General features: G+C 45.5%; 15 protein-coding genes. 8 read left to right on the forward strand and 7 right to left on the reverse strand.

Translation table 11 applies throughout. The features are described 5' to 3' along the window. Positions 1-176 precede the first annotated feature (176 nt). A complete protein-coding gene (gene ggt, locus ICN44_RS08210) occupies positions 177-1,775 on the reverse strand; it encodes a gamma-glutamyltransferase (protein ID WP_216263487.1) in 1,599 nt (532 codons plus the stop codon). Positions 1,776-1,845: 70 nt separating this feature from the next. Beyond that, positions 1,846-2,115, reverse strand: coding sequence for a GIY-YIG nuclease family protein (locus ICN44_RS08215; protein WP_216263488.1), 270 nt, complete (start codon positions 2,113-2,115; stop codon positions 1,846-1,848). Positions 2,116-2,206: 91 nt separating this feature from the next. Here ICN44_RS08215 and clpB point away from each other — a divergent pair, with 91 nt between their 5' ends. Then, positions 2,207-4,810: an ATP-dependent chaperone ClpB gene (gene clpB / locus ICN44_RS08220; RefSeq protein ID WP_216263489.1), complete on the forward strand. Its 2,604-nt coding sequence runs from the start codon at positions 2,207-2,209 to the stop codon at positions 4,808-4,810. 52 nt (positions 4,811-4,862) lie between these two features. Then, on the forward strand, positions 4,863-6,083 hold the full coding sequence (locus ICN44_RS08225; RefSeq protein ID WP_216263490.1) for an MFS transporter: 1,221 nt from the start codon (positions 4,863-4,865) through the stop codon (positions 6,081-6,083). Here ICN44_RS08225 and ICN44_RS08230 read toward each other — a convergent pair. After that, positions 6,080-6,799: a 5-oxoprolinase subunit PxpA gene (locus ICN44_RS08230; protein WP_216263491.1), complete on the reverse strand. Its 720-nt coding sequence runs from the start codon at positions 6,797-6,799 to the stop codon at positions 6,080-6,082. The two genes, ICN44_RS08225 and ICN44_RS08230, sit on opposite strands and share 4 nt — an antisense overlap. Then, a complete protein-coding gene (locus ICN44_RS08235; RefSeq protein WP_216263492.1) occupies positions 6,799-8,541 on the reverse strand; it encodes an urea amidolyase family protein in 1,743 nt (580 codons plus the stop codon). The genes ICN44_RS08230 and ICN44_RS08235 overlap by 1 nt, the downstream gene beginning before the upstream one ends. 106 nt (positions 8,542-8,647) lie before the next feature. Between ICN44_RS08235 and ICN44_RS08240 the strand changes: the two genes are divergently transcribed. The 6 genes from ICN44_RS08240 to ICN44_RS08265 all read left to right on the forward strand — a co-directional run bounded on the left by ICN44_RS08240 (position 8,648) and on the right by ICN44_RS08265 (position 14,665). Continuing rightward, entirely contained in the window at positions 8,648-9,910 is a 1,263-nt protein-coding gene (locus tag ICN44_RS08240; RefSeq protein ID WP_216263493.1) for an MFS transporter, read from the forward strand. 10 nt (positions 9,911-9,920) lie between these two features. Then, the gene (locus ICN44_RS08245) at positions 9,921-10,787 is read left to right on the forward strand and encodes an amidohydrolase family protein (RefSeq protein WP_370624887.1); all 867 of its coding nucleotides are present in this window, start codon (positions 9,921-9,923) and stop codon (positions 10,785-10,787) included. Positions 10,788-11,047: 260 nt separating this feature from the next. Next, the gene (gene aceA, locus ICN44_RS08250) at positions 11,048-12,346 is read left to right on the forward strand and encodes an isocitrate lyase (protein WP_216263494.1); all 1,299 of its coding nucleotides are present in this window, start codon (positions 11,048-11,050) and stop codon (positions 12,344-12,346) included. 103 nt (positions 12,347-12,449) lie between these two features. After that, entirely contained in the window at positions 12,450-12,890 is a 441-nt protein-coding gene (locus ICN44_RS08255) for an HIT family protein (protein WP_216263495.1), read from the forward strand. A 7-nt stretch (positions 12,891-12,897) separates the two neighbouring features. Beyond that, positions 12,898-13,683, forward strand: coding sequence for a substrate-binding domain-containing protein (locus tag ICN44_RS08260; protein WP_216263496.1), 786 nt, complete (start codon positions 12,898-12,900; stop codon positions 13,681-13,683). Positions 13,684-13,702: 19 nt separating this feature from the next. After that, a complete protein-coding gene (locus ICN44_RS08265) occupies positions 13,703-14,665 on the forward strand; it encodes a tripartite tricarboxylate transporter substrate binding protein (protein ID WP_216263497.1) in 963 nt (320 codons plus the stop codon). Here the strand turns inward: ICN44_RS08265 and ICN44_RS08270 are convergent. Genes ICN44_RS08270 through rsxB form a run of 3 tightly spaced genes read right to left on the reverse strand, consistent with a single transcriptional unit; the run spans position 14,662 to position 16,422 of the window. Beyond that, complete coding sequence (locus tag ICN44_RS08270) at positions 14,662-15,087, reverse strand: DUF1841 family protein (protein ID WP_216263717.1); 426 nt, start codon at positions 15,085-15,087, stop codon at positions 14,662-14,664. The genes ICN44_RS08265 and ICN44_RS08270 overlap by 4 nt on opposite strands. Further along, complete coding sequence (gene nth, locus ICN44_RS08275; protein WP_216263715.1) at positions 15,080-15,736, reverse strand: endonuclease III; 657 nt, start codon at positions 15,734-15,736, stop codon at positions 15,080-15,082. Before nth ends, ICN44_RS08270 begins: the two co-directional genes overlap by 8 nt. Further along, complete coding sequence (rsxB, locus tag ICN44_RS08280; protein ID WP_216263498.1) at positions 15,736-16,422, reverse strand: electron transport complex subunit RsxB; 687 nt, start codon at positions 16,420-16,422, stop codon at positions 15,736-15,738. The genes nth and rsxB overlap by 1 nt, the downstream gene beginning before the upstream one ends. Positions 16,423-16,433 lie beyond the last annotated feature (11 nt).

Below are 16,433 nucleotides of genomic sequence, written 5' to 3' on the forward strand. Positions count from 1 at the left end.
GTTTTAAAACCACCCCTACCGGAGAGGTAATGCTCAATGACTACTAGCTTGAACTCTTTGCTGTATTTGGACATGAGACTGACCCTGTTGAGTTGGATTGGGTGTCCAACTTTTGTGGGTCAGTTCACTTGGTAGCCTTTTTTAATGCTGTCTAATTTGTACTGCATTGAGACGTATTAGAAAGCGCTCACAGCCCCATCACTTCTAGGATCCCATCCGCCTTGTAGCGTACCTGATGGATCACGAATGATGCAACCCGCATGACCAACGGTTTCGTCAAATGCATCGAGCATTTCAATTTCATGGCCTAAAGCGTGAAGCTCTTTAGCTACCCATGGACTAAAGCGTGACTCTAATTTAAGACTGTCACTGGTTTGCCCCCAGGTTCGACCAAGTAACCATCGTGGACGACTGATAGCATCCTGTGGATCAAGGCCATAAGTTGCTGTTCGAGTAAATACTGCGCACTGGGTTTGGGGTTGGCCATCTCCACCCATCGTTCCATAGACCATTGAGCGACCATCTTTAAATAAAGCCATCGCTGGGTTAAGAGTATGAAAAGGCTTGCGATACGGCTCAAGGTGATTGAGTGTATTTGGATCAAGAGAAAAACTGCAACCGCGGTTTTGCCAGTTGACTCCTGAGGTGGGAAGCACAATGCCTGCGCCAAACTCATGATAGATGCTTTGAATGAAAGAAACGCAATTGCCGTCGCCATCAATCACGCCCATCCAAATAGTATCTGCAGGACCTTTACCCTGACCCCAAGGGAGCGCTTTTTCTGGATCAATATTCTTGGCTAACTTTTTCAGGAATGCGGGTGATAAGAAAGATTGTGCATTCTTTGTCATATATGCAGGATCGGTTACAAATTGATCGCGTACTTTAAATGCTTGTTTGGTAGCCTCAACACAATGATGAACATACTCGGCGCTATCAACCTTAAAGCGTTTTAAGTTCAATTGGTCCAAGATGCCAATAATCATCAATGAGACTACACCTTGTGTAGGTGGAGTCATATTGTAAACATTACCCATGCTATGTTTAAGCTCAAGAGGGTCTATGAGTTTTGCCTTATGACGGTGTAGATCGTCTAATCGCAGCGGACTTCCTAACTCAGCGAGTTCTTTTGCTAGTGATTGAGCTAGTTCGCCGCGGTAATAATCATCTGTACCTTTTTTGGCAATCTGACGTAAGGTTTTAGCAAGACGTTCTTGTTTAAAGATGCTGCCAACAGCGGGCGCTTTGCCATTTACTAAAAAAGTCTCTGCAAAGCCTGGTATTGGACTCAATTCTTGACGCTTCTTTTCTGTGAGGCTTGATTGGCTGAAAGTAACTGGTGTGCCAGCTTCTGCATAGTGAATCGCATCAGCCAACAGGCGTGAAAGTGGTAATTTGCCGCCTAACCCTTGTTTGGAGAGTTGGTGCGCTGCGCCCCAGCCAGAGATAGTTCCAGCAACGGTATTCGCTGCTACTGCACCACGAAATGGAATGGCCTTAGTGATGCCACGTTCTGCATACCATTGCTTTGTCGCCAAACCAGCAGCCGCTCCACAAGCATCAATGCCACCCATGGCCTTTCCGGGAGAATGAACCACCCAGAAAGAGTCGCCGCCTATGGAGTTCATATGAGGGTAGACCACTGCAATAGTTGCAGCCGCGGCAACCATTGCTTCTAAGGCATTGCCACCTTCTCGTAAAACAGCTAAAGCAGATTCTGATGCTAGAGAATGTGGCGCTACCGCCATTCCTCTAGTTCCCCATTTTGGTTGCATGATTGTTGTCCGGTTAAGTAATTGGTTTTGTTATGGATATATTGTATTGCTGGCTCATAGATTGCTCTGACTAACTGTGCCCAGTTTTGGTGGTGATCTCAGTCTCAAAAAAGGCTAGCTTTTCAGACCTCGGTAAACGCTTTAGGCGGAGCTCTGCTTTAGAGGCTTCAGAGCGGTCTGGGTGCTTTTGTGTTGCCAAGAGGACAACTGGTCCACGCGATTTTGTATAGCGCGCGCCTTGCCCTGAGTTATGCGCCTCTAAGCGATGCTCTAAGCAGTTAGTAATGCCAGCATAGTAGGTGCCATCTGAGCATTCAAGGAGGTAAACAAGCCAGGTCAAAATAGGGAAAATTAGGTTTAAAAGTGGGGTAGATGCTTGAAATTATTAATATTGCCCTTATATTCTATAGATAGATATACGGAGCACAAAAATGAGAATAGATAAATTAACAACCAAATTTCAAGAGGCCTTAAGTGAGGCCCAAAGTATCGCTTTAGCTAAAGATAACCAATATATTGAGCCTGCCCACTTGTTACTGGCCATGTTGCGTGATTCCGATGGTGGAGCAAAGAGTTTATTGACTCGAGCAGGGGTCAATGTCCCCGGCCTTGAAAAAGGCCTGGAGAAAATCATTGGCAATCTCCCTGAGGTACAAGGTACCAGCGGCGAAGTGCAAGTCGGTCGTGATTTAAGTAATTGGCTCAACCTATGTGAAAAAGAAGCCAATAAACGCAATGATCAATTTATTGCAGGCGAATTGTTCTTGCTGGTAGTGGCTGATGACAAGGGCGAGCTAGGTAAAGTGGCTCGTGAGAATGGATTAAATCGTAAATCATTAGAAGCGGCTATTGATTTAGTGCGCGGAGGAGAGTCAGTGAATAGTGCGGATGCTGAAGGCCAACGTGAAGCCTTAAAGAAATACACAGTGGATTTAACTGAGCGCGCGCGTATGGGCAAGCTCGATCCAGTTATTGGGCGTGACGATGAGATTCGTCGCACCATTCAAATTTTGCAACGTCGTGGTAAGAACAACCCTGTACTCATTGGTGAGCCAGGTGTTGGTAAGACCGCTATTGTTGAAGGTTTAGCGCAGCGCATCGTTAACGGTGAAGTGCCTGAGACTTTGAAAAATAAGCGCGTTTTGGTCTTAGATATGGCCTTGTTATTGGCCGGCGCCAAGTACCGCGGCGAGTTTGAAGAGCGCCTGAAGGCAGTTCTGAGCGATGTTGCCAAAGATGAAGGTCAGACGATCATCTTTATTGATGAAATTCATACGATGGTAGGGGCTGGTAAGGGTGATGGCGCAATGGACGCTGGCAATATGCTCAAGCCTGCCTTGGCCCGCGGTGAATTACATTGCATTGGCGCAACTACCTTAGACGAATATCGTAAGTACATCGAAAAAGATCCAGCGCTGGAACGTCGTTTCCAAAAAGTGATGGTGGAAGAGCCTACCGTCGAGGCAACTATTGCCATCTTGCGAGGCCTTAAAGAGCGCTATGAACTACATCATGGCATCGAAATTACTGATCCAGCGATTGTTGCGGCTGCTGAGTTATCGCATCGCTACATTACGGATCGTTTCTTGCCAGATAAGGCGATCGACCTAATTGACGAAGCGGGTTCGCGTATTCGGATGGAGATTGATTCTAAGCCTGAAGTGATGGATAGGCTGGAGCGTCGTCTGATTCAATTAAAGATTGAGCGCGAAGCGGTTAAGAAGGAGAAGGACGATGCTTCGCAAAAACGCCTAGGTCTCATTGAGGATGAAATTAAACGTCTGGGTGCTGAGTATGCTGATTTAGAGGAGGTTTGGAAGGCAGAGAAGGGCGCTGTATTAGGCGCAGCTCAGCTGAAAGAGGAAATTGAAAAAGTAAGGGTAGATATTGCAAAGTTACAACGCGATGGCAAGTTAGAAAAGGTTGCTGAGTTGCAATATGGCAAGCTCCCCGAACTCGAAGCAAAACTGAAGTCTGCCGCAGCTGCCGAAGCAAAGGGCGATAAAGATGGTGTATTGAAGAACAAGCTACTTCGTACTCAAGTAGGCGCTGAAGAAATTGCGGAAGTAGTTTCACGTGCGACAGGTATACCTGTATCGAAGATGATGCAAGGTGAGCGCGATAAATTGCTCAAGATGGAAGAGTTGTTGCATAAGCGCGTGGTTGGTCAAGAGGAGGCTATTCGCGCAGTATCGGATGCTATTCGCCGTTCCCGCGCTGGTTTGGCTGAAGAGAATCGTCCTTATGGATCATTCTTGTTCCTTGGACCTACTGGGGTTGGTAAAACCGAGCTCTGTAAAGCGCTGGCTGGCTTCTTGTTTGATAGCGAAGATCACCTCATTCGTATTGATATGAGTGAGTTTATGGAGAAGCATAGCGTTGCGCGTTTAATCGGCGCACCTCCTGGCTATGTAGGCTATGAAGAGGGTGGCTATTTAACCGAGCAAGTTCGGCGTCATCCATATAGCGTAATCTTGTTTGATGAAATCGAGAAAGCTCACCCCGATGTCTTCAACGTGCTCTTGCAAGTGCTTGATGATGGACGCCTCACTGATGGTCAAGGTCGCACCGTAGACTTTAAGAACACCGTTATTGTGATGACCAGCAATATTGGGTCTCATTTAATTCAGTCAATGACTGATAAGAAGCAGTCTGAAATCAAAGAGGCGGTATTTGAAGAGCTGAAGAATCATTTCCGCCCTGAGTTCTTAAACCGTATTGACGAAATCGTGGTTTTCCATGGTCTTGATAAAGGCAATATCGCCAATATCGCCAAGATCTTGCTCAAGAACTTATCGGATCGTTTGGCAAAAGTGGATATGCAGCTTGAGGTCAGTGATGCCGCTCTGAGTAAAATTGCCGAAGTGGGCTTTGATCCAGTCTTTGGAGCAAGGCCTCTGAAGCGGGCGATTCAGCAGCATATTGAGAACCCAGTCTCCAAGATGATTTTGGAAGGTAAGTTCGGACCCATGGATGTGGTACCTGTCGATGTAGATAAATCAGGTGAGTTTAGCTTTAGCCGTCAGGTCCATTAAGTAGCAAATACGTAGTTCAGCAGGAATGCTCCTGCGCCAGTAAACTCGGTACATGACTGTTGCGCTTAGTAGGCGTGCCAGTGATGTCCGGGTTATTGGTCTCATTAGCCTAGCTCACGGCAGCTCTCATTTCTTTCATTTAATTCTTCCTCCCATGTTCCCATGGTTGAGGGATGCTTTTGCATTGAGCTATGCTGAACTTGGTTTACTCATGTCAGTCTTTTTTGTGGTTTCGTGTGTAGCGCAAGCCGGCTCAGGATTTTTGGTTGATCGCATTGGGGCGAGGCCGGTTTTATTTGGTGGTGTTGGATTATTAGTCCTTGCGGCATTGATTTACTCCCAAAGCAATGGATATGCCATGCTCTTATTGGGGGCGGTTGTTGCTGGATGTGGTAACGGCATTTTTCATCCAGTTGATTACACATTGATCAATCACAAAGTATCTCCGCCAAATCTACCTTATGCCTACTCTATGCATGGCGTGACTGGATATCTGGGATGGGCTGCCGCGCCTGCCTTTATGGTGGGTGTTGCGCAACTTGCAGATTGGCGTGTTGCGTTTATGTTGGCAGGAGTCCTTGAGGCATTGATTCTATTGGTGCTCTGGCTTAATAAAAATCAACTGATTGACAATGTTAAGGAGCGGCATGCGAGTGCTCAGGCTGCAAACTCCGGGGGTGCCCATGAGAGTCCTTTTGCATTCTTAAGGTTGCCGGCAGTATGGTTATGTTGGGTATTCTTTTTCTTTAGCATGGCATCTACTTCTAGCTTGCAATCCTTTGCACCCAGTGCACTCTTTGGCATTTATGAGATTCCATTAAATGTCGGCAGTTATTACATTACCCTTTTGGCGCTTGGTAGCGCTGGAGGGGTTTTATTTGGTGGCTATTTAGCTGCTAAGTTACGAGCACCAGAAAGAATAGTCTCTACCTGTTTGTCTATTACGGTAGTGATGTGTTTGCTACTAGCTACCGGAATCATATCAATTGACTTAATACCTATTATTTTCTTTGCGTTAGGTTTTGGTTATGGGATAGTTGCGCCTTCACGAGATTTATTGGTCAAAAAGGCAACCCCACAAGGTGTGGCTGGACGTGTTTATGGAATCGTATATTCGGGAATTGATTTGGGCGCCGCAGTTGGGCCATTCATTTTCGGTTTTTTCATGGATGCTGGATTGCCGAAGGCGCTATTTCTTGGGATCGTCGTATTCCAGATCATGATTATTCCAACCGTCTTTAAAGTAACCTCAAAGAGCCGGCAAGCAGCTTAAGCTAAAGCTGCCTTAATCCTTTTTGCAAATTCAACCGCATGCGGATTATCGCCATGAATGCATAAGGTGTCGGCCTGGATTTTGATTTCACTGCCATCAATCCCGATGACCTTGCTATTTTTTGACATGCTAATCACTTGATTAAGTGCTTCCACTTCATCTTCAATTACTGCACCCGCTTGAGTGCGCGGGACCAGAAAGCCTTCTTTGGTGTATCTGCGATCCGCAAATACCTCTTGCCATGCCGGAACATTTAGCTCTTTGGCAGCATCGATCAAGCAACTTCCTGCAAGGCCGTACAAAATAACTTCGGACCCTAAATCTTTTACAGCCTGTGCAATACCTCGCGCGAGTTTGATGTCTTTAGCTGCCTGGTTATAAAGAGCCCCATGCGGTTTGACATGATGAAGCTTATTTCCAATTGCATCCACAAAAGCTTTTAATGCACCAGCTTGGTAAAGAACATAATTGTAGGCATCTTGTTCTGATATGGCCATCTCACGTCGCCCAAAGCCTTCTAGATCTGGAAGGCCTGGATGTGCGCCAATACGAACCCCTTTTTTACTTGCCATTTCAACTAACTTTTTCATGCGTGCGGGATCGCCAGCGTGCCACCCGCAAGCAATATTGGTCGATGTAATGTAGTCAAGCAATAACGCGTCATTGCCCATATCCCAGGCACCAAAGCCTTCGCCCATATCGCTATTAATATCCATTACGAATTTCCACTGGTTTGAATAATTGTTTGAATTGAGTTAATTGTTGATTCTTCTAACTTTAATGCTTCTACATTTAAACGGTCTGCCTCTTCAATATCTATCGGAATCAATTGTATTTTTGAGCCTGGTTTAACTTGTGCCAATTTAATGAGGTCGGAATGAATGACCTCAGCTAAGCGTGGGTATCCGCCAGTAGTTTGGTGTTCTGCAAGCATCACAATAGGTTCATGTGAGGGTGGAAATTGCACAGTTCCAAACGTAATCGCTTGTGATGGAATATTAGGCAAAACCTTTTTGACCTTGAACTCGCCTTGTAAACGTAGACCCATACGATTGCTTTGGTTGCTTACAGTCCAAACAGTCGACCAAAATAACTCTCGCTCTTTAATGGATAAAAAGAATAGGTGAGGCCCTGCCAAGCAATAGATTGGCGTGATTGCTGCCAATGGCGTGAAAGGTGACTTGATATGCCATTTTGCGAAAGATGGCAGAGCATCTCCTTTAAGGAGTGACTTTAAGAAAGGTGATTGCAAAGGCGATTGGGGGTTGATGAGCGATAAGAGCTGCCCCTTTTCAAGACGTTTTGGTCCAATATCAGCACTGATATGTGAGCCTGAGGAGCCTAAGATTTTAGGTAATTGCAGCCCGCCACCAATGGCTAATAGCGCTCGAAACCCGGTATTAAGTGGCGAAAATTTGAGCACGCTGCCTTTTGCCAACCATACGGGTCGATTGCCTGGGATGCGTTGATCATCAACAATGCCGTCACAGTGTGCGCCAACCCATGCTACACAAGTTGCTTGATGAAAGAGAAGGCTTGGACCGCTGGAGGTCATCTCTACGGCGGCCATTTCTACTGAGTTGCCTACTAAAGCATTTGCTAGATGAAGAGATGATAAGTCGCAAGCTCCACCAGGACCAACCGCCCAATGAGAAAGACCAGATCTTGGCTCATCCTGAATAGTGCTAAAGGTTCCAGACTGTAATACTTCAATCGATGCTTTGTTATTAACCTTATCTAATGCGTGAATAATTTCTTGGTGAGCGTTCTTTTGATCTTGTTTGTAAAACTCATCCAATGTAATTTCTTCAATCTGCATTTGATCTCCGGCCATAAATAATCCAGGCGGTTGATTTTGGATGTCAAACATTTGATTGGGTGAGCGACCAATAAGATTCCATCCGCCTGGCGTGGTTCGAGGGTAAATTGCAGTTTGTAATTCTGCAATCGCAACACTGCCTTTCGGCACTGCTGGCCGAGGAGAGGATAGGCGAGGTAGGCGCAACTTAGGGTCAAGGCCACTAAAGTATGCAAACCCAGGCATAAAGCCCAGAATATCTGCCGTATAAAGATTTTTCTTATGAAGGTGAATTGTCTCTTCAATAGACAATTGGCAGGCCTTAGCAATGGCGTGTAGATCTAATGCGACATCCGGGTGATAACAAACTTGAATCCGGTGAATCTTAGCCGGATAAGTTGAGCGCTTCTTTTGTTTTGCCAACTGATGCTGAATTTTCTCTAGCTCTGCAAAAGCTTGTTGACGCGTTATGTTTCGACCTTCATGCGTATATTGCAGTTGGATGACCAGTGAATCTAGGCCGGGAACGACTTCAGCGGCCCATGAGGGTTTGTTGACCAACAGTAGCTTGCTTAGCTCATGAATATCTTTTAAGGCATCTGATGATTTTGAGAAATCAATCAATATGCTGTGGTCGCCAATTAGTGTGCAATGCATCATGATGGAGTGTTAAGGGTTTTCTCTAGTATGTGCTTAAGCAGGAATAATTGGGTTATAAAGATAGTACTCATTCATTAATTTAAAGCCTAAAAATAAAGGAGACAAAATGAGTCAACAACCAGATACCAGTCTGACTGGTTTTTATAAGGTCATGAACCCCAAAGAAAAGAAAACTTTTTGGGGTTGTTTCTTAGGCTGGGCATTAGACGGCATGGACTTCATGATTTACCCCTTGGTGATTGGAACCATTATTGCAGTATGGCAGGTCGATCGGGGTATGGCTGGTCTTGCAGTAACGGGTACTTTATTGGCTTCTGCATTTGGTGGATGGTTTGCAGGTTATTTAGCCGATCGAATTGGTCGCGTACGCACGCTTCAGTTCACGATTCTTTGGTTCTCTAGCTTCAGTTTAATTTGTGCATTCACACAAGACTTTAATCAGCTCATGATCGCTCGCGCACTCTTGGGTTTTGGTTTCGGTGGTGAGTGGGCAGCTGGTGCGGTATTGATGGGCGAGACGATTCGCGCTGAATATCGTGGTCGTGCTGTAGGAAGTGTGCAATCCGCGTGGGCGGTAGGTTGGGGCGCTGCTGTACTCCTGCAGGCTATTATGTTTAGCTTACTTCCTGCTGATATGGCATGGCGTGCAATGTTTGTTGTGGGCTTCTTCCCTGCATTACTCTTGCTCTATATCCGTCGTAATGTAGAGGAGCCTGAGATTGCGAAGATTGCTCGTGAAAAAGTTGTAGCAGCTGGTGACTCACCATCAATCTTTGAGATTTTCAAACCGGGTATTTTGAAAACCACTATCTTGGCATCTTTGTTGACCATGGGTGCACAAGGCGGTTATTACGCAATTACTACTTGGGTGCCAACCTTCCTAAAGGCTGAGCGTAAATTAACAGTAGTTGGCTCTACCGGTTACTTGGCATTCCTGATTGTTGGAAGTTTTGTTGGATATCTAGTTGGTGCTTGGATGGCTGACCGCTTTGGCCGTCGAAAACTCTTTATGACTTTCTCGCTAGGTGCAATTGTTTTAGTCTTGGCATACACCCAGTTAGAAATTACGAACGAAATGATGATGTGGCTTGGCTTCCCCCTTGGGTTTTTTGCCAGCGGTTATTTCTCAGGCATGGGCGCATTCTTGACTGAACTCTTTCCAACTCGTTTGCGTGGATCTGGTCAGGGCTTTTGCTATAACTTTGGCCGCGGTATTGGTGCTTTATTCCCCGCTTTGGTTGGTTATTTCTCGGCTCAGTATGGATTAGCCATGGCGATTGCAATCTTTGCTGTGATTGCTTATGGTGTTTTCTTTATAGCTGCTGTGATTCTTCCCGAAACCAAAGGACGCGAATTGCAGGCTAATTAACGGCTTCTCTGTGTCAGAAAAAGAAATTCCGTTTTGTCCAGGACCGCCCGATCATCAGGGTGGTCCTTTTCCTTTTAAGATGCCTTTCGGCGCAGTAGATACGCATGCGCATGTCATTAGCGCAGCCAGTTTTGTACCTGATCGTTCCTACACCTCGCCAGAGGCAACCGAGGAGCAATATATTCGAATGCTTAATGAGATTGGCATGACCTACGGTGTGCTGATTCAAGTTAGCGTGAATGGCCAAGACAATGAGCCAATGCTAAAGGCGTTAAGAAACCATCCGCAGCCCTTGCGTGGGGTTGCTGTGCCGCTCCTTGGTCAAGTAGATTCTTACTATCAAAAGATGAAGGATGCTGGTGTAGTTGGTGTTCGTATGAACCTCATGTTTTCTGGGGGCGGCTTAGATATTTCGAAGCTTGAAGAGTGTGATGCTTTAGCAAGAGATTGGGGCTGGCATATTCAATTTTTGTTAGATGCAAATGATCTTCCGACACTGATGCCGCGCATGCAGAACTTAAAGTCTACTCTCGTAGTTGATCATATGGGCTACTTAAAAACTACTGTTGGTTTGGATTCGCCTGGCTTTAAAGCGCTCGTAGATTTAGTGCGAGAGCGGGCGTGGGTCAAAGTGTCTGGTGCCTATCGTTTAACTGATCAAGCACCACCTTATGAAGATGTGATTCCTTATGCGCAAGAGTTAATTAATGCCGCACCTGGGCGATGTGTATGGGGCTCTGATTGGCCACATGTAGCTAATTGGGGTGTTATGCCATCCGTAGCGCAGCTACTTGAAAGCCTTGCGTTATATGCCCCTGATGAAGGATTGCGCAATCGAATTCTTTGCGCCAACCCACTGAAGCTATATTTTTCATAATATGAAACGTCATTACGCTGCGTAAAATTCTGTGCAGTAAGCAGTTGACCCTTTCATTCCAAGCAGTGAATGAGTATTCCACATAGTAAAAATATACATATAAGTTATTGAATTTAAATAACTAAATATTTTGAAAAATATCTCAAATTCCCCTTGCCTGCTTTTTCGAACTGTCTAAACTCTTATATAAGACATAAGACTTGAATAGGTCTTAAAGGTCTTCAAATTTTGAAGTACTTGTTTAACTTAGGGAGAAAAACATGGCAGATCGCAAAGCAGAAATCGCAGCACTACAAAAAGACTGGGATACCAATCCACGCTGGAAAGGTATTACTCGTGGCTATACAGCTGAGGACGTAGTACGTCTTCGTGGTTCATTGAAGATTGAGCACACTTTAGCTAAGCATGGCGCTGAGCGCCTCTGGGAATTGGTAAACAACGAAGCTTACGTTAACTGTTTAGGTGCTTTGACTGGCGGTCAAGCAATGCAGCAGGTTAAAGCTGGCGTACAAGCTATTTACTTGTCAGGTTGGCAAGTTGCTGCTGATGGTAACTCTTATGCAGCAATGTACCCTGACCAATCTTTATATCCAGTAGATTCAGTTCCTAAGATGGTTGAGCGTATCAATAACTCATTCCAACGTGCTGATGAAATTCAAACCGCTAAAGGTATCAACAAAGGTGATGCAGGTTACATCGAGTATTTCGCTCCAATCGTTGCCGATGCTGAAGCTGGTTTCGGTGGTGTGTTGAATGCATTTGAATTAAGCAAAGCATTGATCAAGCAGGGCGCTGCTGGCATTCACTTTGAAGATCAATTGTCTTCTGTTAAGAAGTGCGGTCACTTGGGTGGCAAAGTATTACTGCCTACTGCTGAGTCAGTCCAGAAGTTAATTTCTGCACGTTTGGCTGCTGACGTGATGGGTGTTTCTACTATTATCTTGGCCCGTACCGATGCTGAAGCTGCTGACTTGTTGACCTCTGACTATGATGCAAACGATAAGCCATTCTTGACAGGTGAGCGTACTCCAGAAGGTTTCTACAAAACACGTAAAGGCTTGGATCAGGCGATCTCACGTGGTTTGGCTTACGCTGCTTACGCTGATATGGTTTGGTGTGAGACTGGTACTCCTGACCTTGAGTTTGCTCGTCAGTTTGCTGAAGCAATTCGTGCAAAGTTCCCAGGCAAGATGTTGGCTTACAACTGCTCACCATCTTTCAACTGGAAGAAAAACTTGGACGACGCAACCATTGCTAAATTCCAACGTGAATTGGGCGCAATGGGTTACAAGTATCAGTTCATCACATTGGCTGGTATCCACTCTATGTGGTACAACATGTTCGACTTGGCTCAAGACTACATGCAGCGCGGTATGACTGCTTACATCGAGAAAGTACAAGAGCCAGAATTTGCTGCTCGTGACCGTGGATACACATTCGTTTCACATCAGCAAGAAGTTGGTACTGGTTACTTCGACGACGTAACTACCGTTATTCAAGGTGGTAAGTCTTCTGTAACAGCATTGACTGGTTCTACTGAAGAAGAGCAGTTCCATTAAGAATCCCTAAGTAGTACGTTGTAAGCAGTAGCACCATACTGCCGCGGCACCTAAATGACCCCACAAGGGTGACTTAGGTGCCGTTTTCGTTTACATTCTTCAGATGACTAATTGCGTACTTTGTAAAGACGAACTCAGGCCCGAAGAGGGTCAACTCATATGGCGTGGCGATGACTGTCGAGTCATCCTAGTTAATGACTCGGACCTACCTGGTTTCTGCAGGGTGATCTGGAATCGCCATGTGGCTGAGATGACGGAACTTACCCATAGTGAGCGAGAGCATTTGATGGTTCTAGTATTCGCTGTTGAAGAGGCAATACGCCACGTCATGCATCCAGACAAGGTGAATATTGCCGCCTTAGGCAATATGGTTCCGCATATTCATTGGCATGTCATCCCAAGATTCAAAGATGATGCTTTCTTTCCGGGATCGGCTTGGTCCAAAAGAACTCAAGAAGCAAAAGAAGTTGTATTAGAGGCCAGAAGAAAACAGGCTCAAGAATTGCCAGCCGCAATCAAGGCTGCAATTGCAAATTTATCCTAGGGAATCGATGCGTAAACTATTTTTTGCCTTTTTAATACTTGCAACTAATGTATTGCAGGTTGACTATTCTTATGCGGCAGATATTCAGGTGATTACCTCAGGAGCATTCGCTGAGGCGTTAAAGCAGTTAGTCCCTGAGTATGAAAAACAATCTCCTAATAAAGTCATTATTTCTTATGGCTCATCAATGGGCGCTGCACCCGACTCTATCCCTTCTAGATTAGCCAAAGGTGAGCGGTTTGATGTATTAATCCTGGCTGCACCGTCTTTGGAGGGGTTTATCAAGAGCGGAGATCTTCAATCTGGGACGCGAGTTGATTTGGTTGCTTCGGTAATGGGTGCGGTAGTAAAGGCGGGTGCACCAAAGCCTGATATCAGCACAATGAATGGTTTGAAATTGGCTTTATTAAATGCAAAGTCGGTTGCGTATTCCGCAAGCGCTAGTGGTGTTTATTTATCAACAGAGTTGTTTCCAAAGATGGGTATTTCGGAGCAGATGGATAAAACTGCTAGAAAAATTTATAGCGAGAGAGTTGCTTCTGTTGTGGCCAGGGGTGATGCAGATTTGGGCTTTCAGCAAGTCAGTGAGCTACTCCCCATTCCTGGTGTTGACTTTATAGGTGAGCTGCCGCAAGAAGCTCAAAAGACAGTGCTATTTTCCGCGGGTATTACAAGTAACACGCAAAATTTAGATGCATCAAAAGATCTCATAGTATTTTTAGCATCAACAAAAGCAGTTGATACCATCCAAAAAGCAGGATTAAAGCCAGTGTTGCCAGCAATACCTTGGTAGGATAAAAAGGACCATAGAAATGAAGTGTTTTACTAAAGCTGTTCTGATTGCATTCTTATCTTTAGTATTTGGACCGGTGTTTGCTGCTGACCCTTGGCCTAATCACCCCATTAAATTTGTTGTTGGGTTTGGTCCTGGCGGCGCTAACGATACTGTTGCCAGAGTGGTTGCTGAAGCTGCCTCAAAGCAATTGGGTCAACCTATTATTGTTGAAAACAAACCAGGCGCTGGTTCTATATTGGGCGCAGATTTTGTAGCAAAGAGTGCGCCAGATGGGTACACCTTCTTTGTTAGTGCTGGTGGAATTATTACCAACCCAATGATTAAGTCATCCATGCCATATAAGGAAGGCGATTTAGTGCCCGTTGGGATGCTCGCTATAAGCCCATCCATTATTGTTGTTTCAGCAGACTCCAAAATCAATAATATGAAGGATTTGCTTGTTCTAGCCAAAGATCCCAAGGGGCTTAACTTCTCGACTGCTGGTACTGGGAGTACTCCACACTTCGTAGCGGAGATGTTGAAGGTAAAAGCAGGCGGTAAATATGAAATCATTCCTTATAAAAGTGGTTCCGAAGGAATGGTGGCTGTTATTTCCAATCAAGTTGATGCAACCTCAGAGGCAAGTGTTGTAGTAATTCCGCAAATCCAAGGCGGCAAATTAAAAGCAATTGCTTCCACTTGGAATAAAAGAATTGCTGCTCTGCCTGATGTTCCAACAACTAAAGAGCAGGGGTATCCTGAAGTTTTCATTGGTCACTGGGCTGGAGTTTTTGCGCCCAAAGGCACACCTGATGCTATTTTGGAGAAAATGAATCAAGCGATTAATGCGGGTCTGAAGACTGAGGCTGTTCAGAGTCGCCTAACACCACAAGGTATTGAGCCATCACCTGGAACGAGAGCCTCGTTTACTAAATTCCTCGCAGATGAGAAAGCAAGGCTAGAGCCAATAGTGAAGCGTGCCAATATGAAAGAGGATTAAGTCAATTTCTTCAGGGCTTCTAAATACTTCTCTGGGTTAAGTGGTTGACCCTCACGTTGCGCTTCCCACATCACTTGCCCTAGGCATTCCATCATTACGTGCTGGGCCTCATGCATTGAACCCAACTTCAGGGATAGTTTGTCTGCAATCTCTTTAATGCCGGGCGGCTGATTGATTGAGATCTGCTCACTAATCGAAAGATGCATCGACAAATGCAAGAAGGGGTTGGTTTCGCCACGTTCCGGCGTGTAGTCCTGAGCAAGAGCACCCTCTGGATCTTTGAGTAAGTCGTGGTATTCGGGGTGCTCAACCATCCAATCGCTGGCCAACGTCTCCATCGGATCAAGAATATGATTCTCGATCTTCTTTTTCCAGGTGTCACAGAAAAAGCGACGCACTTCTTCACGGGATGGATTAAATATCGCCACGAACTTTTCCTTTACCAGTTTTTTGTTTAAAGCCGCATAGTGGTTCTACTATGCATTGTGCACAATCTGGGTTGCGCGCCTTGCAGGTATATCGGCCATGCAGAATAAGCCAGTGATGGGCATCTAATAAGTATTCCTTAGGTACCCGCTTCAGCAATTGTTCTTCCACTTTGATTACATCTTTGCCGGGCGCTAGCCCTGTTCGGTTAGATACTCTAAAGATGTGCGTATCCACCGCAATCGTAGGTTGCCCAAAGGCAGTATTCAGAATGACGTTGGCTGTTTTTCTGCCAACACCAGGTAGAGCTTCTAATTCTTCGCGAGTTTGCGGAACTTCACCACCATGTTTCTCTAGGAGTAGTCGGCAGGTTTCTTGAATATGTTTACCTTTAGAGTTGAATAATCCGATATGTTGAATATAGGGCCTAACACCATCTTCGCCAAGATCTAAAAGGGCTTGCGGTGTATTGGCCACCCTATAGAGCTTGCGCGTTCCCTTATTAACTGAGACATCAGTTGCTTGTGCCGATAGTAGTACCGCAATTAACAACTCAAATGGCGAGCTATATTCCAGCTCAGTTTCTGGTTTGGGATTATTGGCTTTAAGCTGCTCAAAAAAAGCACGACGCTTTTCTAGATTCATCATTTCTTTTGTTGGGCTCGTGCAATGGCCGCCGCAATGATGGCGCGTTTACGCTCTTGTTCTTTTAACTCGTCAGCAGATGAAGGACTTTCAGCATTGACCGCCGCTAATTTAGTTTCAGCCTTTTTGGCCAAGCGATCATCATTATCTTTTTGCTCTCTATTGAGTCGTTTCTCGCGATCGTGATAGCGCTGACGGGAGATATCTGCCAAGTCTTGGGACCAGGCATCCCAACCAGTTTTATTGCCGGTGACATCAATCATGCTAATGCAATCAACAGGGCACGGTGGAATGCAGAGATCACAACCAGTGCACCACTCAGTCAACACCACATGCATTTGCTTGGAAGCTCCAACGATCGCATCAACAGGGCATGCCTGAATGCAGAGAGTGCAGCCAATGCATTTCTGTGGATCAATAAACGCTACTGGCCTTGGGCGTTCTACACCACACTCTGGATCGATAGTGGGATGAAGCTCAAAGGCATCTTGGGGGTAGATGGGTATCAACACCTTACTTAGGCGCTCAATACCCTCAACCCCACCAGGCGGGCAGCGATTTGGGAGTGCATCTCCAGAGGCCATTGCCTCGGCATACCCACGACAGTCTGGGTAGCCGCATTTAGTACATTGGGTTTGCGGAAGAATATTCTCAAGTTGATCGATGAGGTTATTTGCTTGGCTCATGGAAAAGACTT

This window comes from Polynucleobacter sp. JS-Fieb-80-E5 (assembly GCF_018882015.1).
GTDB lineage: Bacteria > Pseudomonadota > Gammaproteobacteria > Burkholderiales > Burkholderiaceae > Polynucleobacter.